The following is a 22,201-nucleotide window of genomic DNA, read 5'->3' as shown; positions in this document are numbered from 1 at the left end:
CGTCTTACTACCGCCGCCCACACTGTAATTCCAATACCAGATACCGCACCTACTCCACGCTTGCTCTATATGCACCGAAAGCGCGCAGCACGGAATCCCGCGACACATAACTGTGTCTCGGGATTGCCGTGCGTAAATCAATCGGCGTTATTGAATAGGCGGGCCTTCTTCGGTGGGAGCCGTCATCGGTGGAGTGCTGCGGGCAGGCCGGCGGCGACCGCCCGGCGCCAGCCCTCGTAGGCGGGGAGCCCGTCCTTGGGACGGTCGGTCGCGCTCGCGTCGGCGAGGGCGAGCGCGGCGGGCACCGACAGCCCGGTGAGCGCCGCGACGGCGGCCTCGGTGCCGTCGGGCAGGGGCCCGGCGTGGTCCCGCGCGCGGAGGGCGAACACCGAGCCCTGCGCCAGGCCCGGCGCGTGCTCGCCCGCCTCGTCCGGCAGCGCGGCGAGGGCGTCCGGCGCGGCGCCCCCGGCGAACGTCGCCGCCAGCCCGACGCCGCTCCACAGATCGGCGTGCCGGTGCGCGGCGTAGGCCCGCACGGCGGCGGCGACGGCGGGCACCCGCGCCCCGCACAGGAACCACAGCGCGCGCCCGACGCCCTGGTCGGCGGCGCGCGGGAAGTAGTCCGGGTGGCCCTGCCACGGATAGGGCGCGAAGACCTTCTGCGCCTTGACCGTGCGGTCGGTGTCGAAGTAGGCGCGGTCGAACGCGTACCCGTCCACGGCGAGCCACGACATCGTCGGGTGGTACGGCGACGGGTCCAGGTCGGGCAGCACCTTGCGCCACAGCGGGCGCGGCAGCCGCGCCATCGCGAAGCCGATGCCGATGTAGGCGAGCAGCAGGTGCGGGCGGCCGGGGCCGTTGAGCAGTTCGCGCGTCCGGTCCGAGCGCCGTCCGGGCATGACGTCGAGGATCGTGCACGCCATCGTGGCGCCCTCGTAGGCGAACCCGCGCAGTTCCGGCGCGACCAGCGCCAGGCGGCGGACCAGCTCGGGCTGGGCGCAGCCCTCGATCGCCCACTCGAACCCGGCGACGACGCTCTCGGGGATGGCCTCCAGCGCGGGCGCCGCCGGGCTGGACGCGCCCTCGAAGCCGCGCACGGAGAACTTCACGTCGGCGAGGGAGGGCGCGAAGACCAGCCGGCGCATCGATCCGATGACTGTGGGCATCGTCTGACTCCCTGGTTCTCGATCTTCACCGGTGCTGTCATCGTCACATGCACGCCTTGCCCGGACACCTCCCCGAATGCCCTGCGAAGCCGCACACCGGGAAAAGCGCGCCCGGACGGAGCGCGGGAGCATCGCGGGAGGTCCACGTCTATTGACGAACTGTCTAATTCGTCGCTACCGTCGGGGCGTGATCGATCACGAGGTGGTGGTCGTCGGCGCCGGATTCTCCGGCATCGGCATGGGCATCGCGCTGCGCCGCCACGGGCTGCGCGACTTCGTCCTGCTGGACGCCCGCGCCGACGTCGGCGGCGTCTGGCTCGTCAACACCTATCCGGGCGTCGCGGTGGACATCCCGTCGGCGTCCTACAGCTTCTCGTTCGAGCCGAACCCGGACTGGTCGCGGGTGTTCGCGCCCGGGGCGGAGCTGAAGGCGTACGCGGACCGCTGCGTCGCCAAGTACGGGCTGCGCCCGCACCTGCGGCTGGGCACCCGGGTCGAGCGGGCGGACTGGGACGAGGACGCCCGGCTGTGGCGCCTCACCACGTCGTCCGGCCCCCTGACGGCACGGTTCCTGATCACCGCGAACGGCGTCCTGCACCAGCCCAAGCGCCCCGACATCCCCGGACTGGACACGTTCGCGGGACGGGTCGTCCACACGGCCGAATGGGACGACTCCCTCGACCTCACCGGCCGCCGCGTCGCCGTCATCGGCACCGGCGCGTCCGCGCTCCAGGCCGTGCCCCGCATCGCCCGCCGGGCCGGGCACCTGCACGTGTTCCAGCGGACGCCGATCTGGGTGGCGCCCAAGCCCGACTTCCGGATGCCCGCGTGGGCGCGGACGCTGTTCCGGCGCGTCCCGGTGACGCAGCGGCTCGTCCGGGCGGTGACGAACGCGGTCGTGGAACTGTTCCTCGTCACCGGCGTGACGCAGTACCGGCGGTTCCCGTTCCTGGTGGGGGTCATCGAGGGCGTGTGCCGGCGGCATCTGCGCCGCCAGGTGCCCGAGCCGGAGCTGCGGGCGGCGCTGACGCCGTCGTACGGGTTCGGGTGCAAGCGGCCGTCGATGTCGAACTCCTACTTTCCGGCGTTCCGGCGGCCGAACGTCACGCTGGTGACGTCGGGGATCGCGCGCGTCACCCCGTCCGGCGTCGAGACCGTGGACGGCGCCTCGCACGCCTTCGACACGCTGGTCCTCGGCACCGGCTTCAAGGTGATCGAACCGGACAACCTGCCCCCGTATCCGGTGCGCGGCGCGGACGGCGTGGACCTGGGCGAGCACTGGGCCCGGCACCGCTACCAGGCGTACGAGGGCACGTCGGTGCCCCAGGCGCCGAACCTGTGGATGCTGATGGGCCCCTACGCGTTCACGGGCTACTCGTGGTTCGGCATGATCGAGTACCAGAGCACGCACATCCTGCGCTGCCTGACCGAGGCCCGCCGCCGTGGCGCGACCCGCGTCCAGATCAGCCCGGAGGCCAACGCCCGCTTCTTCCGCTCGATGCTCCGCCGCTCGTCCCGGACGGCCCTGAACCGTCCGGCCTGCGCGGGCTCGAACTCCTACTACGTGGACGCCGCCGGGGACACCCCGCTGCTGCGCCCGACCTCGACGCTCCAGGCGCTGCGCCGTTCCCGGCGCTTCGACCTGGACGACTACCGTTTCTCCGCTTGAAAGGTCGCCTCACCATGGCCCTCGCCCGCACCGCCGGAATCGCCCTCGCCGCCACCGGAGCAGCCCACTTCGCGGCGCCGCAGGCGTTCGTCCCGATCACCAAGATGGCCTTCCCTCACGACACGAACGCGTGGATCCAGCGCAACGGCGCCACGGAAGTCGCCTTGGGCGTGGCGTTGACGTTCGCGAAGACCCGCAAGCTGGGCCTCATCGGCGCGGCGGCCTACACGGCCTGGCTCGGCGCCCGCACGGTCTCGAACGCCCGCTGACCGCATCCGGCTAGAGCGGGCGATTCCCCGGACGACGACGGCCCGGCTTGGGATACTTCGGTCTCCCCCGACCGGTAGGTGACCGTTGGATCCCGTCGCGTTCAAGGTGGCGTCGCCCGCCGCCGGACAACTGATCAAGGCCCTCTTCTTCAAAGAGCCCGTCCCCGGGGCGGGACTGGTCGACAAGCCGGTGCGGCTGGCCGGATGGGTGAAGTGGCGCGGCGGCAAGAAGGAACTGGCCGAGAAGGAGATCCGCAAACTCGTCCGCCAACTCGAACGCGACGTCACGGACGAGGACCCGGCTCTCCGCATGATCGGAGTGCCGGAGGGCGAGGCCGTCGGACGAGCCGTCACCGCCGCACTGCTCGCCTTCGACAGGCTCGCCATGGACGACGTCCAGAACGCCGGGCTCGATCCGACCCGGCTCATGGAAACCCTGCTCGACACGGCGGGCGACACCGGCCGCGACGCGCTGACCGAGCCCGGCCGCACGGCCCACGACCGCGTCCTCGCTCTCGCCTGCCTGCACGTCCTGGAGTTCTTCACCCGTCGCCCCGAGTTCTCGGCACGTACGGCCGTCGACCACACGCACCGGTTGGAGGCCCTGCACGCGGCCGTCGAGGAGCTGAACCGCAAGGCGGACAAGGACGAGAGCTTCCGCGCGGAGTATCTGGACGCTGTGGCGACGCAGGTGGATCAACTGCGCCTGTTCGGGCTACAGCTCCCGGTTACCGAGCAGAGCTACGCGATGAGCACCGCGTACGTGACGCTCTCGGTGCACGCCGACAAGCGACCCGGCGAAGCGGACCGGCACCGGGCGTCCGCCGAGTTCGAGGACCTGCTGCGCGACTCCGACCGGGTTGTGCTGGAAGGTCCGGCGGGCGCGGGGAAGACGACGCTGCTGCAACGGCTCGTCCTGCACATCTGCCGGGGCGACCTCCCCTCCGGTCTGTCCGACTGGCAGACGCGCGTGCCGTTCCTGCTGCGGCTGCGCGAGTTCGTCAGATCCAACGAGCTGAGTCTGCCGTCGGTGGAGAAGTTCGTCGGGCTGACCACGCCGCTCCTGGACGCGACACAGCAGCCGGGCTGGACGCTGCGGATGCTGCGGCGCGGCCGGGCGGTGGTCCTGCTGGACGGGGTGGACGAAGTCCCCCAGGCGCACCGCCAGCACGTTCTCCGCTGGCTCACCGACCTCACCCGCATGTTCCCGACCGCGAAGTTCGTGGTGACCTCCCGCCCCCGCGTGATCGGTGACGAGTGGCACGCCGTCCTCGAACGGGACGGCTTCGCCCGAGCCCGGCTGGAGCCGATGACGCGCGACCAGGTCCACGACTTCGTGGACCGCTGGCACGCGACCGTCCTGCCCGACCGGGAGGACGACCGCGACCGCCTCGCCGCCTCACTGCGCGACGCGCTCGTCGCCCGCCGCGACCTCGCCCGCCTGGCGACGAACCCGCTCCTGTGCGCGATGCTGTGCGCCCTGAACCGCAACAACAACGCCTACCTCCCACACGGCCGCACGGCCTTGTACGAGGACGCGCTGACGATGCTCCTCGAACGTCGCGACAGGGAACGGCGGATGGAGGCCGCCCCGATCCACCTCTCCCGCAGCCAGGCTCAGTTGTTCCTGGCCGCGCTCGCGGAGTGGATGATGCTGAACGGCCAGCGCGTCATGGACCGGAAGACCGCGCTCGATCGGATCGGTGACCTGACGCCACTCCTTCGAGGCGTCGATTCCGTCGCGCCGGAGGACCTGCCGGAAACGGTTTTCACCCATCTGACGCAACGCTCCGGCCTGCTCCAGCTCCCGGCGATGGACCAGCTCGAATTCTGCCATCCGAGCTTCCAGGACTACCTGGCCGCCGGAGAAGTGATCCGTAAGAACAACATCTCCCACGTCCTGCGAAGAGCCCACGATCCGCTCTATCACGACGTCATCATCATGAGCGTCGCCCAAGCGCAGAACGATCCCGGCCGACAGCGCGAACTGTTGAGCGGCCTCATCGAACAAGCCGAGGCGGGCGGCGAGGACGCACGTCGGCTCTGGCTGCTCGCGGCGGCGTGCGTCGCGGACGTCGACGTGGTGGACCCGGAGATCGCCGGACGCGTTCACGCCGAGACCGCTTCACTGCTGCCGCCGCGGGGCCGCGACGAGATCGGCGCGGTGACGGCGTGCGGCCCCTTCGTACTGGACCTGCTCGCTGACGCGGCACGACGTCCCGGCCTCACCCATGGACAGGTGGAGGGCATCGTCCGGGTCGCGGGCGCATTCGGGGACGAATCCGCGCTCGCCTTGATCAGACGCTTTTGCGAGTACCCGGTTCGCCGGGTACAGCGCGCACTCACCGATGCCTGGGAACAGGCTCAGGACCCGGAGCGGTACACGCGCGAAATCCTCGCCCATTCGAAGGTGACGGCGATCACCGTCCGGCAGCCGCATCTCGTGCCGCTGCTCCGACAGGTCCCCGAACTCACCGAGGTGGACGTCTGGTGTCAGCCCTCGTCCGTCTCCCGTGAAAGCTGGGAGACACTGCGTGGAATCACGGTGGAGCGCTTCGGGATGCGGGTTCCGTCGTCCATCGACTGGTCCATGCTCACCGAGTGGGCCGGACTTCGCCGCCTGACACTCGACGGTGACGGGGGGATCGACTGGCGCTGTCTCGCCACGTTGCGCGGACTGAACTCCCTGGTATTGCGGGATATTCAGGACGTGGATTGGGAAGCGCTCGCCTCCCTGCCTCATCTGGTCAGCTTGCAGGTGATCTTCCCCCCGGACAGCCCAGGCCGGGTGAAACTGGCGCCGCTCACCCGACGTAACGGCCTCACCAGCCTGGCCCTGAGGCGCTTCGACGCGGCGTCGTTCCCCGGCCACGAGCTGGCCCGGCTGACCGAGCTACAAGACCTGCGCCTGGAGAATGTCGAGACGATCGACCTGACCCCGGTGGCAACATTGCCGAAACTGCACGCGCTTGGCCTGATGGCCGCCGGAGTCCGGGACGTCACACCGCTGGGAGCCCTGCGCGACCTCCGCTACTTGAACCTGTCGAGCAATCCGATCACTGACCTACGGCCGCTTCGGGGCTTTCCCTCGGAAGGGTATGTGAACGTGACTCATACCGAGGTGGCCGACCTCTCTCCGATCCGCCACATCAGCCTGATCACCGACCCGAACGGCCGCCGCATTTACGGCCGCCAATAGATCCCGAAGGGTGAACCCCGGCGCTCTCCCCTCCAGAGCGCCGGGGTTCGGTCATCGGGGTCGGGTCAGCGGTCGTCCTGCACCGACTTCCACAGCTCCATGACCTCGGCGCGGTCGAAGATGAAGCGGCCGGTGGGGGTGTGGCCCCTACGGAGAAGGCCCCTGTTGGTCCAGCGGATGACGGTGTAGGGGGTGACGCCGAAGAGGCGGGCTACTTCGGCGGTCTTCATGGGGATCATGCTCGTCATAGGGGTCACGCTCCTGTTCCGAGGGCGGGGGCCAGGTCGGCCGCGACGGGCGTCGCGGCGGTGCGGGGGTCGTGCGCGCGGCACGCGGCTCTCGTTCGGTTCGGTCTCGTGTGGTTCATGAGTGCTCTCCGATCGCGGCCCAGACGGCCTTGCCGCCGTTGGACAGGGGGTTGACGTCCCACTGGAGCGCGAGCGCGTCGACGATGGCGAGGCCCCGGCCGTGCTCGTGGTCGGGGTTCGGGGCGCGGAGTTCGGGGCGGCGGTCGCCGGCCGCGTCCCAGACCTCCACGACCGCGCCCGCGTCGCCCCGGTAGAGGCGGAGCAGGACGCCTTCCGTTCCCGCCGCGTGCTGGACGGCATTGGTGACGAGTTCCGAGACGATCAGCCGAACGTTGTCGATCACCTCGGCCGCGAAACCTTCGTTCCTCGCCCACTTCTCGGCGATCTCCCGCGCCTCGGCCACCCACGCCGTCCCCGAGCCCGCCCCGCCATTGGGCGGTTCGCACTCGGTGATTCCGTTCGTGATCATCGTCCGGTCCTTCGATTCGCTCGTCCGCCGTGCGCCTTCCCGCGCTTTTTTCTGTCGTTCGCATCACATTTAGCCAGTCGACGGCCTACAGTGACAGCAAGACCACGGAGTGCAAGAACCGCAGTCAATCGGTCACACCGACCGGGTTCAAGGTGGTTCAAACGCACGCGGACGCAACGGGAGGTGCACATGGGAAAGATCGACCCCACTCCGGGAACCCTGCGCTTCGGCGTGATCCTCGGAGACGCGATGGAGGTCGCCGGATTCAACAACTCGGCCCTGGCCCGCAAGATCCCCATCAGCAACACCTGGGTCGGCCAGGTCCTCAAGGGCACCACCCGCTGCACGCTGGAGCGCGCCACGCGAATCGACGAGGTCCTGGAGGCGGACGGCCGGATCCTCGAAGAGTGGGAGAAGTACGTCAAGGACAGCGACCGCCCCCGCCCCTTCGTGGACTACGAGGTCCGCGAGCCGGACGCGGACGTGATCCAGATGTACGAGACGATGTACATCTCCGGCCTGCTCCAGACCCCCGCGTACGCCGCCGCTCAGCTCAACAGCGAGAGGGACTTGGCAAAGCGGCTCGCCCGGCAGAAGGTGCTCGACAGGGAGAGCCCGCCGACACTATGCATGATTCTCGACGAGAGCGTGCTGTACCGCCAGGTCGGAACCAGAGAGGTCATGCGCGAGCAGTTGGAATACCTACTGGAGATCTGCGAGCGGTTCAACATCACGATCCAGATCGCCAGGTACAACGCGGACACCAGAACCAGCAGCTCGTTCAACCTCGCCACCCTGCCGGACACGACGATGGTCGCGTTCATCGACACCTTGCTGGACGGCGAGACCGTACACGCCACGAAGCGTCTGACCCACCTCAGCGCAGTGTTCACTAGGCTCCAGGGGCAAGCACTCAACGCCGAGGACACTCGCGCGTATATCCGGAAGGTGATCGAGGAAGTATGGAGCTGAGCGACAACCTCACTTGGCGCAAGTCACGGCGCAGCGGTCCGGAAGGTAACGCCTGCATCGAACTCGCCAGCGCCCCCGGTACCGTCGCCCTACGAGACAGCAAGGACCCCGACGGCCCGAAGCTGCTCGTTGACCGCGCCGACTACCACCGCTTCACAGACGCCATCCGCGCGCTCTGACCCAGTCCAACCACCCCGCCCACGCGCACAGCCGCCCCTCCCCGACCTCCACCCGGGACGAGAGGCGGCTTTCCGCTTATCTTGGCCAGGTCACCCAAAGGAGGACGCCCCCATGAACAACCTCAAATGGCGCAAGTCATCCCACAGCGACCCCCAAGGTAACAACTGCATCGAACTCGCCAGCGCACCCGGCACCATCGCCGTACGCGACAGCAAAAACCCCGAAGGCCCGAAACTCCTCGTCAACCGAAACGACTTCCGCCGCTTCACGGAAACCCTCCAAGCCCTCTGACCCGCCGGACTACCACCGCCTCACCACCGCCATCCGCAACCTCTGACCCGCCCCACACCCCACCCCGAGGCCGCTCCCCGCTCCGCAACCTCTGACCCGCCGGACCCTCCACGCCGAGGCCGCTCCCCGCTCCGCAACCTCTGACTCGCCCCACCCTCCACGCCGAGGCCGCTCCCCGCTCCGCTACCGGTCGATCCGCTGTTCCTCGACGTCGAGCCAGACGAACTGCCCCTCCGGAGTCACGGTCAGCCCCCACCGGTCCGCCGCCGGTCGCCCCAGCCCCTCCCACCACCCGTGCGCGGCCTCCACCTCGGTCCACAGATCCCGGCCGCCCCACTGACGCACCGAGAATTTCTCCACACCAGGCGCGCACTCCAGGCCAGCCCACGCCCCCGACCACGGGTCGACCAGCCACACCGTGTACCCACCGTCGTCCTGATGGCTGACGATCAGCTTGCACCGCGGCACCCGGAGCCCGACCGCCAACGAGGCGTCGTACTCCCCGATCGCCTGGGAGGGATGCAGATCGGTGGACGACAGGCGGGCCTGATCGACCCCCTGAACGTGACGGCCCAGCGAAGCCCGCCTACCCCGCTGCGCACGCAACGGCATGAAAGCCACGTTCCCCACGACCCGCCCTCTCATCATGGGAACGCCGCCTTCCCTCTCCACGACGAACGCGACCAGCGCACCGTTGTGAAAGTCGGTCGTCCACGGCACCAGCACCCGACCCCCGGGCCGCGTCTGCTCAGCCCACGCATACGGCACCCGATCCGCGGCGACCGTGGCGATGACCCGGTCGAACGGCGCGCGCGACGGGCACCCGAGCACCCCGTCCCCGTCCAAGACGGTGACGGCATGCCCTTCACCCAGCAGCGTCCGGCGAGCACGGCCGGCCACGTCCGGGTCGACCTCCACCGACGTCACCCGCCCGGCGCCGAGCCGTTCGGCGAGCAGGGCCGCGTTCCACCCCGTCCCCGTGCCGATCTCCAGCACGTTCATCCCGGCCTCGACCTCCAACGCCGCCAGCATCATCGCCACGACATCGGGACGACTGGCCGAACTGGTGATCTGACGCCCAACCCGCCCCGGCCCGACAGGAGCACCGTCGTCAACCTGCGTGATGACGAAGTCGTTGGCGTAGCACCTCTCCAGCCACGCCCCCTCGTCGTCGTCGCGGTCCAGGGGAACGAGCCGTCCGCCGTCCTCGACCCACACCGTGCGGGGAATGAAGCGGTGCCGTGCCACCCTCTCGAACGCCCCGCGCCACTCCGACCGAAGTTCCCCCGCGCCGACCAACTCAGCGACCATCCGAGCCGACAACTCACCAGGACCGGCCACCGCTACTTACCCTTCTCGTGCTTACCGCCGCCCGGCGGATTAGCAGGAGGGATCGGCTTGTCCCACTTGCCGTCGCCTTCCTTCTTGTCGTCGTCATCGTGCTTACCCACTCCGGACTCCCCTCCCTGGTCTACCGCTTCCGCGCACTGCGTTACCCGACACGCTAGGTTCACGGCGCCCTCAAGTCCCACAGGTGTGCACGAACTTGTACGTCAGTCCTGACCCAGCGCCGAGATCGCTCCGGTGACGAGACCCCGGGCGGCCCTTCCGTAGACCGCCGAACGGGCGAGATCGTCGAAACACTTCGCGTACAAGGCGATCTCACGCGGCTGGGTAACGCTGACAAGAGCGGAGACAAGCTCTATCGAGACGTTGTGTTCGTCGTAGATGTGAAACGTCTCAGTGGGTTCTTGCTCCCGCCGCGCCCCGAGCGGGATCACCCCCAGGGAGACGTTCGGCCGATCCATCATCGACAGCAGATGGTGGAGCTGTCCCGCGATGATCTCGTCATCGAAGACGCGACCGCGCATCACCGCCTCTTCCATGATCAGCGCGCAGCGCCGGGCCGGGTCGTTGAGAAGCCGGAGCCGGTCGACCCGAGCCGCGACCGCAGCGTCGATATCGGGCGCCCCGGCCGAACGGAACGCATCGAACCGGGTGATGACGGCCCGCATGTAATCCGGCGTTTGAAGAGGCCATAGAACGGACGCCGCCACTCGACGTAGGCGTTCTCGGCGTTACGGCTCGCGGCGATCAGGTTCGGGATCTCATCAGGCACTCCGCAGACCGTGCACCACGTGCGAATGTCATCGTCCGAGGGCGGGGTCCGGCCATGGATCAGGCGCGAGCACTTCGACTCGTCCCAACCCGCTTGACGCGCGACGGCCCGCGAGGTCAGCCCGGAGTCCCGCAGGATCTCCCGGAGACGATCGGCGATGACCTGGCGAGCCGCCGCTACAGACGACGATGGATGCGTGGCCATGACACTGAGCGCTGTTCTAGGCGGGCCGGTACTCCGCGTGCTCGATCCCGCGATCCCACACCGCTTCGAACGCCATGCTGCACAGTTTCACCACGGAAAGATTCTCGGTCAGTTCGTAGCCCGCTGGTTCACCGTCACCACTCTGGAAGACGAAGCAGACCGTGCCGTCATCGATCTGCCAGAAATCCGCACCGGGCAACGCCAGATCGGCTGCCTGCCGCCGAGAAAGCCAGCGGACCTGCTCACCTGCCGCGAGATTGGAGTAGCCGGTCACGGCGTGCTCGAAGCGAATGTAGTCACTGACGGGCTCGGAAACGACCCGCGCTCGGCGGAAGGTCACGCCGCGCGCAACGACGCTCCCGACCAGTTCCACCCAGGGCACGACCGACCCTGAACGAGCTAGCTGATCAACACTCGCGCCCTCGCACCACGCCCGGTAATCGGGCTCGCTCACGCCGTACCCGTCCCGCATCTCCAGATGGGTCACCGAGCGCTCCGCCCTGGCGAACAGCTCACTCAAAATCTGGATCATGACCCCCGCACGCCTCCCAGATCGCCTTCCGCAGCTCACCCGGCACCCGGAACACCCGCTCCCCGGGGTCGATGTGGCTGTACTGCTCGATTTCAGCGATCACGCTCGGATCGTCCTCGGGGTACCCCACGAAGACGAAACTGCCGTCAGCCTCATCCACCGACACCGACGGGCAACTCCCGGTCTGACTTCCGCCTTTGCCGTGAAACCGTAGCGCCACGAAGACTCCCCGCCAAGAAGACGTGTACGTACCTACACTCTTCACCTTCGCGCGAACGGCGCTCATAGCCAAGGGGTCCAGCGGGGCTGGCCAGATTCCCACATGATCTGAGGAGCCTTACCCCAGCGGGCTCCTCGTACCGGTCAGCGACAAGCCGCTATCGGCGTTCGCTGGAACGCCGCCTCCCGTACAAGGCATCAGCGCTGCGCGGACGCGGCGGTGTTCAGGAGTAGTTCCGCCAGGCGGGTACCGGCGTCGGGACGGCCGTGTTCGCGGGCGCGGTGGGCCATCTGGGCGCGGTGGGCGGCGTCGGCGAGCAGCGGGCCGAGCGCCGAGCCGAGGTGGTCAGGGGTGATGTCTCCGGTGAGCGCGACGGCGGCGCCGAGCCGTTCGAGGTGTCGGGCGTTGGCCGCCTGTTCACCGCTGGTGACGTCGACTGTGGGCGGGACCGGGGCGAAGTCCGGCAACCTCGGTGTCTCGACGGCTCGGGCCGCCCGCCCGTTGATGACGTCCGACCGAACCGGGTGGCCCGTGACGGTCTCGGTGGCGCGAAAGGCCCCAGGCAGAAGGCGCCACGTGCCGACTGTTCCGTGTGGCCTGGGGCGCACCGGCCGACCGAGCCGATGAAGGTGACGCCGAGCGGTGACGCTGACTGTGGATCTTCCCTGAGCACATGGGTGGTGAGAAGACGATCGTTGCGCGATCTTGTAGTTTGTGGCGATGTCGGTTGATTCGTACAGCCTGCCCAATCCCGTGGTCTGGTTGATCCTTATCGTGATCGGTTTGGGGTCGCTGGCTTTCTTCGCCGGGTGCCTTTTCTGGCTGGGGGTGCGGCGCCTGCGGAAGCGGCAGCGGCCGGGGGACGGGTTGTGGGCGTTGGCGGTGCTCGCGTGGTCGGCCGCCGTCTGCGTGTACGGATGGGGGCTGCTGCATCTGATGATGGACGAGACCGCCGCCGCCGAGACGTGTGGAGCGGCCGTCGGCGCCGCGCAGGTGACGGCCTATTCGTCCTCTTTTGTGCCGTTGCGGTTCACCTGCCACACCGTCGGCGGCGGTGCGGACGTCGCCGTGCCGCCCTACGTCAACCGGATGGCGCTCGTGGCGGTGCTCGTCGCCGTTCCGTTGAGCGTTCTCGCTCCGATGGAGAAGGGGCCGCACGCGCGGAACGCCTGACGGGGCAACCGCCTGGTCGTGGGTGGCGGTAGGAGTTAGGGTGAGCGCGTGAGCGCCGTGTCGGACGTTGAGCGGGATCGGGTCGTGCGCCGGGTGCAGGAGGCGTACGCGGCGGGAGCCATCTCGCATGAGGAGATGGACGCGCGGCTGGGGCAGGTGTTCGCGGCCGGGACGCCCGGCGAGCTCGAACCGGTGCTGGCCGCGCTGCCCGCCGAGGACGAGCCCGCGACCGCGACGATCGCCGCCGTGAGCGGACGGATCAGACGGCGCGGCGCGTGGCGGGTGCCCCGGATTCTCGCGGTCGAGTCGGCGCTCGGGTCGGTGCGCCTGAACTTCGCGCGGGCGGTGATCGAGCATCCCGAGGTGGACGTCCGCCTCGCGCTCGGCACCGGCGGCGGCACGATCATCCTGCCCCGGGACGCCACCGTCGAGTTCGACGACCTCCAGACCCCGTGGAAGCCCACGATCTACACGCCTCCGCGCCGCCCCGCGTCCGGCGGGCCGACCATCCGCGTCTCGGGGACGCTCGGCTTCGGCCGCCTCAGAATCCGCCACGCCCGACGCTGACCCCCGGCCACCGCCGCTGGCCTGCGTGTCGGTGTGCTGTGGCAGGGTGGAGGGGTGGATCTGGAAGATCTCGCCCGCCTGCGGCGAGCGAAGGACGCGATGGACCGCGACTACGCCGAGCCCCTCGACGTCGAGGCGCTGGCGCGCGTCGCGTTCATGTCGTCGGGTCACTTCTCGCGCAGCTTCCGGGCCGCCTACGGCGAGACGCCCTACAGCTACCTGATGACGCGCCGCATCGAACGCGCCAAGGCGCTGCTGCGGCGCGGCGACCTGTCCGTCACCGACGTCTGCTTCGAGGTGGGCTGTACGTCGCTCGGCTCGTTCAGCTCACGGTTCACCGAACTGGTCGGTGAGACGCCCAGCGCCTACCGGGCTCGCGACCACGGCGACGGCGCGGCGATCCCGGCGTGTGTTGCCAAGGTCTTCACCCGGCCGATCAGGAACGGAGAAGCGAAGCCCGACCGGCGCGCGTAGCGTGACCTGCATGGACATCAAACTCTCAGATTGCTTCATCGCCGTCGACGACCACGACAAGGCCCTCGCGTTCTACCGGGACGTGCTCGGGCTGGAGGTCCGCAACGACGTCGGCTTCGAGGGGATGCGCTGGGTGACCGTCGGCTCGCCCGCGCAGCCCGACGTGAACATCGTGCTCGAACCGCCGCTGGCCGACCCGAACGCGTCGGAGGCCGACAAGCAGACCATGGCGGAACTTCTCGCCAAGGGCCTGCTGCGCGGCATCCTCTTCGCCACCGACGACTGCGACGCCACGTTCGAGCGCATCAGCGCGGCGGGCGCCGACGTCGTCCAGGAGCCGACCGACCAGCCCTACGGCGTCCGCGACTGCGCCTTCCGCGACCCGGCCGGCAACATGCTGCGCTTCAACCAGCGGAAGAAGTGACCGCCATGACGCGGCCGGGGTCGGCGTGCGTCACCTCGCCCGCGTAGCGGGACGCGGCGAGGGCGACGGCCCGTTCCGGCGGCAGCGCGCGGGACACGTGCGTCACGACGAGACGGGCCGCGCCGGCGGCGTGCGCGGTGGAGCCCGCGTCCTCGGGGGTGTGGTGGACGCGGGCGCCGCCGGACGGGCCGTCGGCCTCGCACAGCAGCAGGTCGGTGCCCTTGGCCAGCTCCACGAGGTTCGCGCAGGGGGCGGTGTCCCCCGAATAGGTCAGCGTGCCCGAACCGTCCTCGAAACGGACGGCGAAGGCGGGCATTCCGTGCTGGACTTCGCGCGACGTCAACGTCAGATCACCGATTTCCGCTCGATGACCTTCATACAGCTCATGGATGTCGAAAGCGTCCTCGACCGGGCTACGAACGGACGTGTTGGTGAGAAAAGCTGCAAGACGGTCGGCAACCCCGGGAGGCGCATAGAGAGGTAGCGGCGCCTCACGACGGACGTCCGCATACAGAAGCGCGTAATACGCCGTCAACAGGTCGGCGCAGTGATCGGCGTGCAGGTGCGAGATCCACACGGCCGACAGCTCGGCCAGCGGGACGTGCCATTGTAGCGGGCCGAGGGTGCCGGTGCCCGCGTCCGTCCAGACGGTGGTCGCGCCGGACGAGACCAGATAGCCCGAGCAGGGATTGTCGGGGCTCGGATAGGGCGTCGCGCTGCCGAGGACGGCCAGCCGCATCAGTCGCGGTCCTCGTGCCGGTCCCACCAGGTGTGCGCCGACTTGCGCCTGGAGCCGTGGTGCTCGTCGTCGAGGATCTTGATGTCACCGAGGACGGCCTGCGCCCGGATGCGCACGACGGGCGCGGGGCCGTCGTGGTCGGGCTGGCGGACCTTGACCCTGCGGTCACCGAGGACGGCGTAACCGGTCATCTCGACGCGGACGCCGTCCGGCACGATGATCTTCACGTCACCGAGGACGGCGGTCGCGGTGATGGCGACCTCGCACCCGGGCACCTGCGCGCCGCGCAGGTCGAGGACGACGTCACCGAGGACCGACAGCGCTTCCAGCTTGCGGTCGACGCGGCCGGACACGCGCTCGCGGCAGTCACCGAGGATGGCGGTGAACCGCTGGGCCGACTGCGAGGGCGCCGGGCCCGCCGAGGGGGCGCCCATGGCGGGCAGATCCTGGGTGACCCGGTCGAGTTCGGCGCGGGTGCGAGCGGCGTAGGCGGCGTCGGTGCGCTCGCTCAGCTCCTCGAACGTGAGCCGTCCCTCGACCGACGCGACGCGAAGCCGCTCCACCACCGCTTCGCGTTCGGCGTCCGACACGCGCACGGACGACTCGTCCAGATGCGGAGCCGACGGCCTCGGCTCCTGCTGCGGGGTGGGTTGGTTCATGATTCAAAGGTATGCCCGCCGCCGTCCACAACAATCCGCCCTCCGGATGAGATGAGCATCCTCCGCAGGACGCGTCGCGCGGGCGTTCCCGTCCTTCCCGGAGAATGCCGAAACGACCGGCGCCCGCGTGCCCGCCGCCGGGCGGTCCGGGGGTTGCGCGCAAGGAGTGAACCGGGATTCAATCCTTGCATGGCCTACCGGAGGACCCCCGGCGTCGAGGCGCGGCTGACCGCCTCGCGCGACCGCGTCGTGCGCGCCGCGCTGGAACTCGTCGCCGAGCACGGCTACCGGGGGTGCGTCGTGAGCGCGGTGGCCGAGCGGGCGGAGATGGCGACCGGCAGCGTCTACCGGCACTTTCCCGGCAAGGCCGACCTGATGGCCGAGGTGTTCCGGACGGCGTCGCGGCGCGAGGTCGACGCCGTCGCCCGCGCCGCCGCCCTGGAGACCGACGCGCGAGCGCGCGCCGCCGCCGTCGTCGAGACGTTCGCGGGCCGCGCCCTGCGGGCGCCGCGCCTGGCGTACGCGCTGCTGGCCGAGCCCGTCGACCCCGCCGTCGAGGCCGAGCGCCTGGTGTTCCGCCGCGCCTACGCCGACGTCTTCACCGCCTTCATCGCCGCCGGCGTCGCCTCCGGCGAGCTGCCCCCGCAGGACGCGGCGCTCACCGCGACCGCGCTCGTCGGCGCCATCGGTGAGGCCCTCGTCGGCCCGCTCGCCGCCGGGACGGCCGACACCGGCACCGTGCCCGACCTGATCGCCTTCGTCCACCGCGCGCTGGGAGTGCCCCGATGACGACCCACACCGTGTTCAACCAGGTCCCCCCGCTCGTCGGCCACGACCTCGCCGACGACCCCGCGCTGCTCGCTGGCCTGGCCCGCGAGGGCGCGGGCTGGGCGGCCGACGAGGTGCACGCCCTCGGCCGCCTCGCGGGCACCGAGCAGGCGCAGGAGTGGGGGCGGCTCGCCAACGAGTACCCGCCCGTCCTGCGCACCCACGACCGCGTCGGCCGCCGCGTCGACGAGGTCGAGTTCCATCCGGCGTGGCACGAGCTGATGAACGTCGCCGTCACGCACGGCCTGCACGGCGCGCCGTGGGCCGACGACCGTCCGGGCGCCCACGTCGCCCGCGCGGCCAAGTTCTACTCCTGGCGGGTGGACGCGGGCCACGGCTGCCCGATCTCGATGACGTACGCGGCCGTCCCGGCGCTGCGCCGCTCCCCCGAGCTGGCCGCGCAGTACGAACCGCTGCTCACCCGCCGCGAGTACGACTTCGGCCTCCGCGCCCCGCTGGGCAAGACCGCGCTGCTGGCGGGCATGTCGATGACGGAGAAGCAGGGCGGCTCGGACGTCCGCGCGAACACCACACAGGCGACACCGCAGGCGGACGGCACGTACCGCCTCGTCGGGCACAAATGGTTCACCAGCGCGCCGATGTGCGACGTGTTCCTCACCCTGGCCCAGGCGCCGGACGGCCTGACGTGTTTTCTCGTCCCCCGCGTCCTCCCGGACGGCGCCTTGAACCCGATGCGGTTGATGCGGTTGAAGGACAAGCTCGGGAACAAGTCGAACGCGTCCTCGGAGGTCGAGTACGAGAACGCCATGGCCTGGCGCGTCGGCGACGAGGGGCGCGGCGTCCGCACCATTATCGAAATGGTCAACATGACCCGGCTGGACTGCGTCATCGGCGCCGCCGCCGGCATGCGCCAGGGCGTCACGACCGCCGCCCACCACGCGACGCACCGCCAGGCGTTCGGCAAGTACCTCATCGACCAGCCGCTCATGCGCAACGTTCTGGCCGACCTCGCGATCGAGTCCGAGGCCGCCACCGTCCTCATGACCCGTCTGGCGGGCGCCACCGACCGGGCCGTCAACGGCGACGCCGAGGAGAACTCCTTCAAACGCCTCGCCCTGGCCGTCTCCAAGTACTGGCTCTGCAAGCGCTGGCCCGCCCACGCGGCAGAATCCCTGGAATGCCTGGGCGGCAACGGCTACGTCGAAGAATCAGGAATGCCCCGCCTCTTCCGCGAAAGCCCCCTGAACGGAATCTGGGAGGGCTCAGGAAACGTCGCCGCCCTCGATTCCCTGCGCGCCATGATACGCGAACCTCAGACGATCGAGGCGTTCTTCACCGAGGTGGAACTCGCCCACGGCGCCAACCCCGCCTTGGACGCCGCCGTCCAGGAGGTAAAGGACTCCCTCACCGACGTCACCACCCTGGAGGTCCGCGCCCGCCGCGTCGTCGAACGCATGGCCCTCACCCTCCAGGCATCGCTGCTGGTCAGACACGGCCACCCCGCCGTAGCCGACGCCTTCTGCACCACCCGCCTGTCCGGCGACTGGGGCCACGCCTACGGCACCCTCCCCACGGGCTTGGACCTCTCCTCCGTAATTGAGCGAGCGACCCCGAAAACTCCATGACGAGTCGACTGGAGAAGGGAGCACAGCCCTCACCCGGTCCACATCGCCACGCTCAATCAAAATCATCGGTTGAATAGCTCGTCAAAACAGCCCTTCGACCGAACCGGTACGGTCCTGTGGCGTCCTGCGCACTGGCGTGGAGGGTGACTCTCTTTCGTCAGGCGGCGAGAGCCGATGGCACGCCCACCCAAGCGAGGCCGCCAGAGCCCCTGGCGCGGTGAGGTACTGACAGCCCAAGCCCTTTATGTCACCACCATCCCCCGACCCACCGCTCCCGGCGCACGCCGGTCGATGAGGGGTGTCGCGTACTCCAGGAGAAGGTCGAGGGGGCGGGGGTCTCGAAGAAGCTGGGGAGGTCGTCGCCCGCGCCGCGCGCGGACAGCAGTGTCGCGAAGGCCGCCTGGACGCCGAAGCGCACGACCTCACCTACGTCACTCCGAGTCGCGCTCGCGCGACAGCGGCCGTCGCCATGACGGGCCGGCCTTCGGTCGGTGACCGCAACTCCAGGACGGGACGGTGACGCCGACCAACACTTTCCTCTTGCGCTAAGTGTTACGCCGTGCGATGCTATGCCTTGTGGCAAAGTATGGTGCATTGGACGAGGTGTTCGTCGCTCTCGCTGATCCAACCCGGCGTGCGGTGATCCGACGGCTCGGGGAGGGCGCCGCGAGCGTGGGCGAGCTGGCCGAGCCGTTCACGATCACGTTGCCGTCGTTTATGAAACACGTGCGCATGTTGGAGAGGAGCGGCCTGATCCGCACGAGCAAGTCCGGCAGAGTGCGTACCTGCGTGCTCAACCGCGACCGTCTCTCGCTCGTGGACGACTGGCTCGCCGAGCAACGTCGCCTCTGGGAAGAGCGCACCGACCGCCTTGACCAGTTCGTCACCCATCAACAGGAGGATCAATGACCTCGATCAACCCCCGGCTCGACCTCACGCTCCAACGGATGATCCGCGCACCACGGTCCGCGATCTGGCGGGCGTGGACAGAGCCGACCCAACTACAACAATGGTGGGTGCCCGCGCCGACCGTTGCCCGCATCGACCGGCTCGATGTGCGGCCGGGCGGCGGTTTCGTCTCCAGCATGAGCGATGATGGCCAGGCGTTCGTCCCTCACACGGACTCGATCTTCCTCGTCACGGAGCCGGAAACCCGCCTCGTGTTCACCAATGCCATCAACAGCGCGTGGCGGCCCGCTGCTCCCGCCCCTGTCGCGATGACGGCTGAGATCACGCTTGCCGATCACCCCGAGGGCACCGACTACAGGGTCGTTGTACGACATGGCGACCCCGCCAACCGTGACCGTCACGAACAACTCGGCTTCTTCGACGGATGGGGTTCGGTGACCGCCGCCCTCGCCGCCCTCGTTGAGGGAGAGGAGACGACATGAAGGTCGTCATCACGCAGTTCGTGACGCTCGACGGAGTCTCCCAAGGGCCGGGATCGGCCGAGGAAGACCCGAGCGGCGGCTTCACCCATGGCGGTTGGTTCGTGCCGTACCTGGACGAGGCGTTCGTGCGGCAGGCATCGGACTGGCTCGACCGAGCCGACGCGCTCCTGCTCGGGCGACGCACCTACGAAGCATTCGCCCGCGACTGGCCCGGGATCACCGAACCCGATCCCTTCACGGTGCGTATGAACACGCTGCCGAAGTACGTTGTGAGCAATACCCTCGATCACGGGAACTGGAACCCGACCACCGTGTTGCGCGGTGAAATCTCCCAGACGGTCAAGGCGCTCAAAGAAGCGCCGGGGCGAGAAGTCCAGGTGCATGGCAGCTCCCGCCTTGCCGCTTCACTCCTCGACGCGGGCCTCGTCGACGCACTCCGGCTCGCCATCGCTCCCGTCATCGTCGGCCAGGGCAGACGGCTTCTCACCGGCCAGGCCGACGCCGGACTGCGGCTCAGCGAACATCGGACAACACCATCAGGGATCACCATCCTTGAATTCGAGGTCACCGGAACCGCACCCCTCGCCGACTATCAAGGCGTTGAACCACCTGCAAAGTGACACTGGGCTTCTCGATCGTCCAGGTATCGCACTGTCGAGTCGAGGCCAGTTCACCTCCGATCCCGTCGTTGGGCGCTGTCACCGCGTCATCGCCCACACCGTGCCCCGGTGAACCCGAACTGACGTGCCGGCGTCTTCACGCCGATCCCTTGCTCACGGGCTGTTCGCATAGCGTCCACTTCCTCGTCCGCGATCGGCGAAGCACCCGCGAATCCGACTCACGCCGACATCGTGCCCGCCCATCCGAGCACCGGCCCGGAGCCCACGCCGTGCCCGAGGGACGCGGACTGGTTTCGGTGGTCGGAACCGACTTGGCCTGGCCCATGCCGCGCCCGCTCGTCGCTGCCTTGTTCAGCGCGCACCTATCCGGCGTGGACCCACGCGGTGACGCGGACCTGCCCGGCGCGGATCTGCCCGGCGCGGACCTGCCCGGCGCGGACCTGCCCGGCGCGGACCTGCCCGGCGCGGATCTGCCCGGCGCGGATCTGCCCGGCGCGGACCTGCCCGGCGCGGACCTGCCCGGCGCGGACCTGCCCGGCGCGGAGCCGCGCGGTGTTGTGCGGGATGGATTTCGGGCGTGAACGGCACGGCTCGGCCGACGGGGCACTTTGGGGAAGTGTCCTGTCGGCCGAGCCGTGCCGTGCCGTGCCGTGCCGTGCCGTGCCGTTGGAGGCCGTCCGCGCGTCGCGCGGGTGGCTAGTGCGCCGCCTCGAACCGTTCGATGACGATCGCGGGGATGCGGCCACGGTCGTTGAGGTTGATCCCCTGCCGTCTGGCCCACGCGCGGATGTCGGCCGACCGCTCGCGGTTGTCCTGTGTCCGGGCGTTTCGCGCGCTCTTCACCGCACCGGGCCGGGCGCGGCGTCCGGCCCGGACGAACGGCTTCAGGCCGGCCCGAAGCCGCTCCGCGTTCTCCTTGTTCAGATCGATCTCGTACGAGACGCCGTCCAGTGAGAACGTGACGGTCTCGTCCGCCTTTCCACCGTCCATGTCGTCGACAAGGAGGACCTCGACCCTCTGCACCATGCGGGAGCTCCCTTTGTCATGTATCCGGCTTGATCCGTAATCCGCTTTCGATGAACGCGTTCCCGACCTTACCAATGGTTTCCGCCCCCGGAGGCGTCACCACCGAAATTCACCCGCACCGCCACCCCCGACCCCGGCGCGACCCGGATAACAAGCCCCTCTTGCGGGCAGATTATCCCGATTAATACTCCCACGGTGATCAAACCCGCCCATCCCAGCGGCACCAGATGACGAGGACGCCCGAGTAGCTCAAGCAGGTCGCACCGGGCATCCCGCACACCATCGGCAAACCACCATGGGCCCCACCACCGGCACGACCCGGCCCCGCCCGAATCTCCGTTCCCAGCGGTGCCCCGTCGCCTTCCCGACCCGCGACCCGGCGCCGCCCGGCCCGCGATCCGGCGCCGCCCGGCCGCCTACCGGGCCTCTGCCGTGAGGTCGATGTACGCCGTCAGGGCGTCCGCATCACGAACGAGACTCACGCCCCTGCGGGCCATCAGCGCGCGCACCGCCGCGTTCTGAGGGTCGGTGCTCACATACAGCGAAGTGAACCCTTCTTCGCGGGCTTCGGCCAGGAGAAGTTCCAGCACCGCGCCGCCGACGCCGATCCCGCGATGGGAACGCCCGATCCACACTCCCGCTTCGGCCGAACCCGCACGCTCCAGCGGAAACAGGCGCGCGGCTCCCACCACTTTCCCGGCCGCGACGATCGTAAAAGTGATCTCCACCGGGTCGGCCGCGAGCGATCGCGAGCGGTGGAACCGCAAGAATGCCGCCTGACGGTCGGCCGTCCAGCCGTCGGGCCCCTCGACGGGCGGCATGACCTCCGGCGGATCGGCGTCCTGGATCGCGGTGTGCAGCAATTCCGTGAGCGAAACCTGATCAAGTCGGCGCAACGCGACGTCAGAGCGCATGACCGCATTCTGCCGCACACTCCGCGCGGACCGAGGCCCGACGAAGACGCGCGCGACCCGGACGCGGAGCCCGTTCCGCCCTTCGTCCCGGTTCGTGCCGAGCCGGTCAAGCCCGCCCACGCCGTTCGCCGCCGCGTACGAGGTGCTGGACGTGCTGCCGCCCGCCGCCTCTCGACCGGAGGCCGCCCGTGGCCGACCCGGC

The 22,201-nt window shown here is 69.4% G+C and carries 28 protein-coding genes and 2 pseudogenes; 17 read left to right on the top strand and 13 right to left on the bottom strand.

The features are described 5' to 3' along the window. Positions 1-182 precede the first annotated feature (182 nt). Positions 183-1,166: a DUF1702 family protein gene (locus C229_RS0123995; protein WP_026314115.1), complete on the bottom strand. Its 984-nt coding sequence runs from the start codon at positions 1,164-1,166 to the stop codon at positions 183-185. A 187-nt stretch (positions 1,167-1,353) separates the two neighbouring features. Here C229_RS0123995 and C229_RS0123990 point away from each other — a divergent pair, with 187 nt between their 5' ends. The 3 genes from C229_RS0123990 (at position 1,354) to C229_RS0123980 (ending at position 6,303) form a co-directional block, all read left to right on the top strand. Continuing rightward, complete coding sequence (locus C229_RS0123990; RefSeq protein ID WP_018657660.1) at positions 1,354-2,835, top strand: flavin-containing monooxygenase; 1,482 nt, start codon at positions 1,354-1,356, stop codon at positions 2,833-2,835. Between the two features lie 14 nt (positions 2,836-2,849). Next, complete coding sequence (locus C229_RS0123985) at positions 2,850-3,104, top strand: hypothetical protein (RefSeq protein WP_018657659.1); 255 nt, start codon at positions 2,850-2,852, stop codon at positions 3,102-3,104. An 85-nt stretch (positions 3,105-3,189) separates the two neighbouring features. Continuing rightward, positions 3,190-6,303, top strand: coding sequence for an NACHT N-terminal Helical domain 1-containing protein (locus C229_RS0123980; protein WP_018657658.1), 3,114 nt, complete (start codon positions 3,190-3,192; stop codon positions 6,301-6,303). Between the two features lie 65 nt (positions 6,304-6,368). On the opposite strand, the gene C229_RS31665 is transcribed toward C229_RS0123980, so the two are convergent. Further along, complete coding sequence (locus C229_RS31665) at positions 6,369-6,551, bottom strand: helix-turn-helix domain-containing protein (protein ID WP_018657657.1); 183 nt, start codon at positions 6,549-6,551, stop codon at positions 6,369-6,371. 115 nt (positions 6,552-6,666) lie between these two features. Continuing rightward, a complete protein-coding gene (locus C229_RS31660) occupies positions 6,667-7,080 on the bottom strand; it encodes an ATP-binding protein (RefSeq protein WP_018657656.1) in 414 nt (137 codons plus the stop codon). A gap of 189 nt (positions 7,081-7,269) precedes the next feature. Here C229_RS31660 and C229_RS0123965 point away from each other — a divergent pair, with 189 nt between their 5' ends. The 3 genes from C229_RS0123965 (at position 7,270) to C229_RS33815 (ending at position 8,523) form a co-directional block, all read left to right on the top strand. Beyond that, complete coding sequence (locus C229_RS0123965) at positions 7,270-8,052, top strand: DUF5753 domain-containing protein (RefSeq protein WP_018657655.1); 783 nt, start codon at positions 7,270-7,272, stop codon at positions 8,050-8,052. Continuing rightward, positions 8,043-8,231: a DUF397 domain-containing protein gene (locus tag C229_RS0123960; protein ID WP_018657654.1), complete on the top strand. Its 189-nt coding sequence runs from the start codon at positions 8,043-8,045 to the stop codon at positions 8,229-8,231. The genes C229_RS0123965 and C229_RS0123960 overlap by 10 nt, the downstream gene beginning before the upstream one ends. A gap of 112 nt (positions 8,232-8,343) precedes the next feature. Further along, positions 8,344-8,523 carry a DUF397 domain-containing protein gene (locus tag C229_RS33815; protein WP_026314114.1) on the top strand — a complete coding sequence of 60 codons (180 nt, stop codon included), beginning with the start codon at positions 8,344-8,346 and terminating at the stop codon, positions 8,521-8,523. Positions 8,524-8,706: 183 nt separating this feature from the next. Here C229_RS33815 and C229_RS0123950 read toward each other — a convergent pair whose 3' ends face one another. The 6 genes and pseudogenes from C229_RS0123950 to C229_RS0123930 all read right to left on the bottom strand — a co-directional run bounded on the left by C229_RS0123950 (position 8,707) and on the right by C229_RS0123930 (position 12,065). Next, positions 8,707-9,834 carry a methyltransferase domain-containing protein gene (locus C229_RS0123950; RefSeq protein ID WP_018657653.1) on the bottom strand — a complete coding sequence of 376 codons (1,128 nt, stop codon included), beginning with the start codon at positions 9,832-9,834 and terminating at the stop codon, positions 8,707-8,709. Positions 9,835-10,076: 242 nt separating this feature from the next. Beyond that, entirely contained in the window at positions 10,077-10,580 is a 504-nt protein-coding gene (locus C229_RS35575) for a DUF5753 domain-containing protein (RefSeq protein WP_051109086.1), read from the bottom strand. 62 nt (positions 10,581-10,642) lie between these two features. Beyond that, positions 10,643-10,846 (bottom strand): annotated as a pseudogene (locus C229_RS36105) (helix-turn-helix domain-containing protein); the annotation flags it as partial. Between the two features lie 16 nt (positions 10,847-10,862). Beyond that, positions 10,863-11,378 carry a DUF6879 family protein gene (locus C229_RS0123940; RefSeq protein ID WP_026314113.1) on the bottom strand — a complete coding sequence of 172 codons (516 nt, stop codon included), beginning with the start codon at positions 11,376-11,378 and terminating at the stop codon, positions 10,863-10,865. After that, complete coding sequence (locus tag C229_RS35880; protein WP_276203314.1) at positions 11,359-11,481, bottom strand: hypothetical protein; 123 nt, start codon at positions 11,479-11,481, stop codon at positions 11,359-11,361. Before C229_RS35880 ends, C229_RS0123940 begins: the two co-directional genes overlap by 20 nt. Before the next feature lie 314 nt (positions 11,482-11,795). Then, complete coding sequence (locus tag C229_RS0123930; protein WP_018657649.1) at positions 11,796-12,065, bottom strand: glycosyltransferase family 28 protein; 270 nt, start codon at positions 12,063-12,065, stop codon at positions 11,796-11,798. 253 nt (positions 12,066-12,318) lie between these two features. On the opposite strand from C229_RS0123930, the gene C229_RS33180 reads away from it, so the two are divergent. The 4 genes from C229_RS33180 (at position 12,319) to C229_RS0123910 (ending at position 14,236) form a co-directional block, all read left to right on the top strand. Then, positions 12,319-12,771 (top strand): hypothetical protein, encoded by a 453-nt coding sequence (locus tag C229_RS33180; RefSeq protein ID WP_155885019.1) that lies wholly within the window; start codon positions 12,319-12,321, stop codon positions 12,769-12,771. A gap of 48 nt (positions 12,772-12,819) precedes the next feature. Further along, on the top strand, positions 12,820-13,338 hold the full coding sequence (locus C229_RS0123920; RefSeq protein ID WP_033424739.1) for a DUF1707 SHOCT-like domain-containing protein: 519 nt from the start codon (positions 12,820-12,822) through the stop codon (positions 13,336-13,338). Positions 13,339-13,437: 99 nt separating this feature from the next. Next, positions 13,438-13,812: a helix-turn-helix transcriptional regulator gene (locus C229_RS0123915; RefSeq protein WP_018657646.1), complete on the top strand. Its 375-nt coding sequence runs from the start codon at positions 13,438-13,440 to the stop codon at positions 13,810-13,812. Between the two features lie 10 nt (positions 13,813-13,822). Then, positions 13,823-14,236, top strand: a complete 414-nt coding sequence (locus C229_RS0123910; RefSeq protein WP_018657645.1) for a VOC family protein — start codon at positions 13,823-13,825, stop codon at positions 14,234-14,236. Here the strand turns inward: C229_RS0123910 and C229_RS0123905 are convergent. Next, a complete protein-coding gene (locus C229_RS0123905) occupies positions 14,217-14,975 on the bottom strand; it encodes an MBL fold metallo-hydrolase (protein WP_018657644.1) in 759 nt (252 codons plus the stop codon). The genes C229_RS0123910 and C229_RS0123905 overlap by 20 nt on opposite strands. Beyond that, positions 14,975-15,634 carry a DUF1707 SHOCT-like domain-containing protein gene (locus C229_RS31640; RefSeq protein ID WP_240487379.1) on the bottom strand — a complete coding sequence of 220 codons (660 nt, stop codon included), beginning with the start codon at positions 15,632-15,634 and terminating at the stop codon, positions 14,975-14,977. Before C229_RS31640 ends, C229_RS0123905 begins: the two co-directional genes overlap by 1 nt. 189 nt (positions 15,635-15,823) lie before the next feature. Between C229_RS31640 and C229_RS0123895 the strand changes: the two genes are divergently transcribed. The 7 genes and pseudogenes from C229_RS0123895 to C229_RS31635 all read left to right on the top strand — a co-directional run bounded on the left by C229_RS0123895 (position 15,824) and on the right by C229_RS31635 (position 20,640). After that, positions 15,824-16,423 (top strand): TetR/AcrR family transcriptional regulator, encoded by a 600-nt coding sequence (locus C229_RS0123895; RefSeq protein WP_018657642.1) that lies wholly within the window; start codon positions 15,824-15,826, stop codon positions 16,421-16,423. Further along, complete coding sequence (locus C229_RS0123890) at positions 16,420-18,048, top strand: acyl-CoA dehydrogenase family protein (protein ID WP_018657641.1); 1,629 nt, start codon at positions 16,420-16,422, stop codon at positions 18,046-18,048. The genes C229_RS0123895 and C229_RS0123890 overlap by 4 nt, the downstream gene beginning before the upstream one ends. A gap of 603 nt (positions 18,049-18,651) precedes the next feature. Then, entirely contained in the window at positions 18,652-18,957 is a 306-nt protein-coding gene (locus C229_RS0123880) for an ArsR/SmtB family transcription factor (protein ID WP_240487383.1), read from the top strand. Then, positions 18,954-19,439, top strand: coding sequence for an SRPBCC domain-containing protein (locus C229_RS0123875; RefSeq protein ID WP_018657638.1), 486 nt, complete (start codon positions 18,954-18,956; stop codon positions 19,437-19,439). Before C229_RS0123880 ends, C229_RS0123875 begins: the two co-directional genes overlap by 4 nt. Further along, positions 19,436-20,059, top strand: coding sequence for a dihydrofolate reductase family protein (locus tag C229_RS0123870; protein ID WP_018657637.1), 624 nt, complete (start codon positions 19,436-19,438; stop codon positions 20,057-20,059). The genes C229_RS0123875 and C229_RS0123870 overlap by 4 nt, the downstream gene beginning before the upstream one ends. Positions 20,060-20,290: 231 nt before the next feature. Next, a pseudogene (locus C229_RS36100) lies at positions 20,291-20,533 on the top strand (hypothetical protein); the annotation flags it as partial. Continuing rightward, positions 20,455-20,640 carry a pentapeptide repeat-containing protein gene (locus C229_RS31635; RefSeq protein WP_420804680.1) on the top strand — a complete coding sequence of 62 codons (186 nt, stop codon included), beginning with the start codon at positions 20,455-20,457 and terminating at the stop codon, positions 20,638-20,640. The pseudogene C229_RS36100 and the gene C229_RS31635, both read left to right, overlap by 79 nt. Positions 20,641-20,755: 115 nt before the next feature. Here C229_RS31635 and C229_RS0123860 read toward each other — a convergent pair whose 3' ends face one another. Beyond that, positions 20,756-21,085: a histone-like nucleoid-structuring protein Lsr2 gene (locus tag C229_RS0123860; RefSeq protein ID WP_018657635.1), complete on the bottom strand. Its 330-nt coding sequence runs from the start codon at positions 21,083-21,085 to the stop codon at positions 20,756-20,758. 416 nt (positions 21,086-21,501) lie between these two features. Then, on the bottom strand, positions 21,502-21,999 hold the full coding sequence (locus C229_RS31630; protein WP_033424756.1) for a GNAT family N-acetyltransferase: 498 nt from the start codon (positions 21,997-21,999) through the stop codon (positions 21,502-21,504). Between the last annotated feature and the right edge of the window lie 202 nt (positions 22,000-22,201).

The sequence above is a fragment of the Actinomadura flavalba DSM 45200 genome, from assembly GCF_000374305.1.
In the GTDB taxonomy this organism is placed as follows: Bacteria; Actinomycetota; Actinomycetes; order Streptosporangiales; family Streptosporangiaceae; genus Spirillospora; species Spirillospora flavalba.
The sequence above is the reverse complement of the archived record's forward strand: the minus strand, read 5'-3'. Positions and strand labels throughout refer to the sequence as shown.

Coding starts and splice junctions, on each gene's coding strand:
- C229_RS0123995 (WP_026314115.1), bottom strand. CDS start 1,166: ATGCCCACAGTCATCGGATCGATGCGCCGGCTGGTCTTCGCGCCCTCC.
- C229_RS0123985 (WP_018657659.1), top strand. CDS start 2,850: ATGGCCCTCGCCCGCACCGCCGGAATCGCCCTCGCCGCCACCGGAGCA.
- C229_RS31665 (WP_018657657.1), bottom strand. CDS start 6,551: ATGACGAGCATGATCCCCATGAAGACCGCCGAAGTAGCCCGCCTCTTC.
- C229_RS31660 (WP_018657656.1), bottom strand. CDS start 7,080: ATGATCACGAACGGAATCACCGAGTGCGAACCGCCCAATGGCGGGGCG.
- C229_RS0123965 (WP_018657655.1), top strand. CDS start 7,270: ATGGGAAAGATCGACCCCACTCCGGGAACCCTGCGCTTCGGCGTGATC.
- C229_RS0123960 (WP_018657654.1), top strand. CDS start 8,043: ATGGAGCTGAGCGACAACCTCACTTGGCGCAAGTCACGGCGCAGCGGT.
- C229_RS33815 (WP_026314114.1), top strand. CDS start 8,344: ATGAACAACCTCAAATGGCGCAAGTCATCCCACAGCGACCCCCAAGGT.
- C229_RS0123950 (WP_018657653.1), bottom strand. CDS start 9,834: ATGGTCGCTGAGTTGGTCGGCGCGGGGGAACTTCGGTCGGAGTGGCGC.
- C229_RS0123940 (WP_026314113.1), bottom strand. CDS start 11,378: ATGATCCAGATTTTGAGTGAGCTGTTCGCCAGGGCGGAGCGCTCGGTG.
- C229_RS33180 (WP_155885019.1), top strand. CDS start 12,319: ATGTCGGTTGATTCGTACAGCCTGCCCAATCCCGTGGTCTGGTTGATC.
- C229_RS0123915 (WP_018657646.1), top strand. CDS start 13,438: ATGGACCGCGACTACGCCGAGCCCCTCGACGTCGAGGCGCTGGCGCGC.
- C229_RS0123910 (WP_018657645.1), top strand. CDS start 13,823: ATGGACATCAAACTCTCAGATTGCTTCATCGCCGTCGACGACCACGAC.
- C229_RS0123905 (WP_018657644.1), bottom strand. CDS start 14,975: ATGCGGCTGGCCGTCCTCGGCAGCGCGACGCCCTATCCGAGCCCCGAC.
- C229_RS31640 (WP_240487379.1), bottom strand. CDS start 15,634: ATGAACCAACCCACCCCGCAGCAGGAGCCGAGGCCGTCGGCTCCGCAT.
- C229_RS0123895 (WP_018657642.1), top strand. CDS start 15,824: ATGGCCTACCGGAGGACCCCCGGCGTCGAGGCGCGGCTGACCGCCTCG.
- C229_RS0123890 (WP_018657641.1), top strand. CDS start 16,420: ATGACGACCCACACCGTGTTCAACCAGGTCCCCCCGCTCGTCGGCCAC.
- C229_RS0123875 (WP_018657638.1), top strand. CDS start 18,954: ATGACCTCGATCAACCCCCGGCTCGACCTCACGCTCCAACGGATGATC.
- C229_RS0123870 (WP_018657637.1), top strand. CDS start 19,436: ATGAAGGTCGTCATCACGCAGTTCGTGACGCTCGACGGAGTCTCCCAA.
- C229_RS0123860 (WP_018657635.1), bottom strand. CDS start 21,085: ATGGTGCAGAGGGTCGAGGTCCTCCTTGTCGACGACATGGACGGTGGA.
- C229_RS31630 (WP_033424756.1), bottom strand. CDS start 21,999: ATGCGCTCTGACGTCGCGTTGCGCCGACTTGATCAGGTTTCGCTCACG.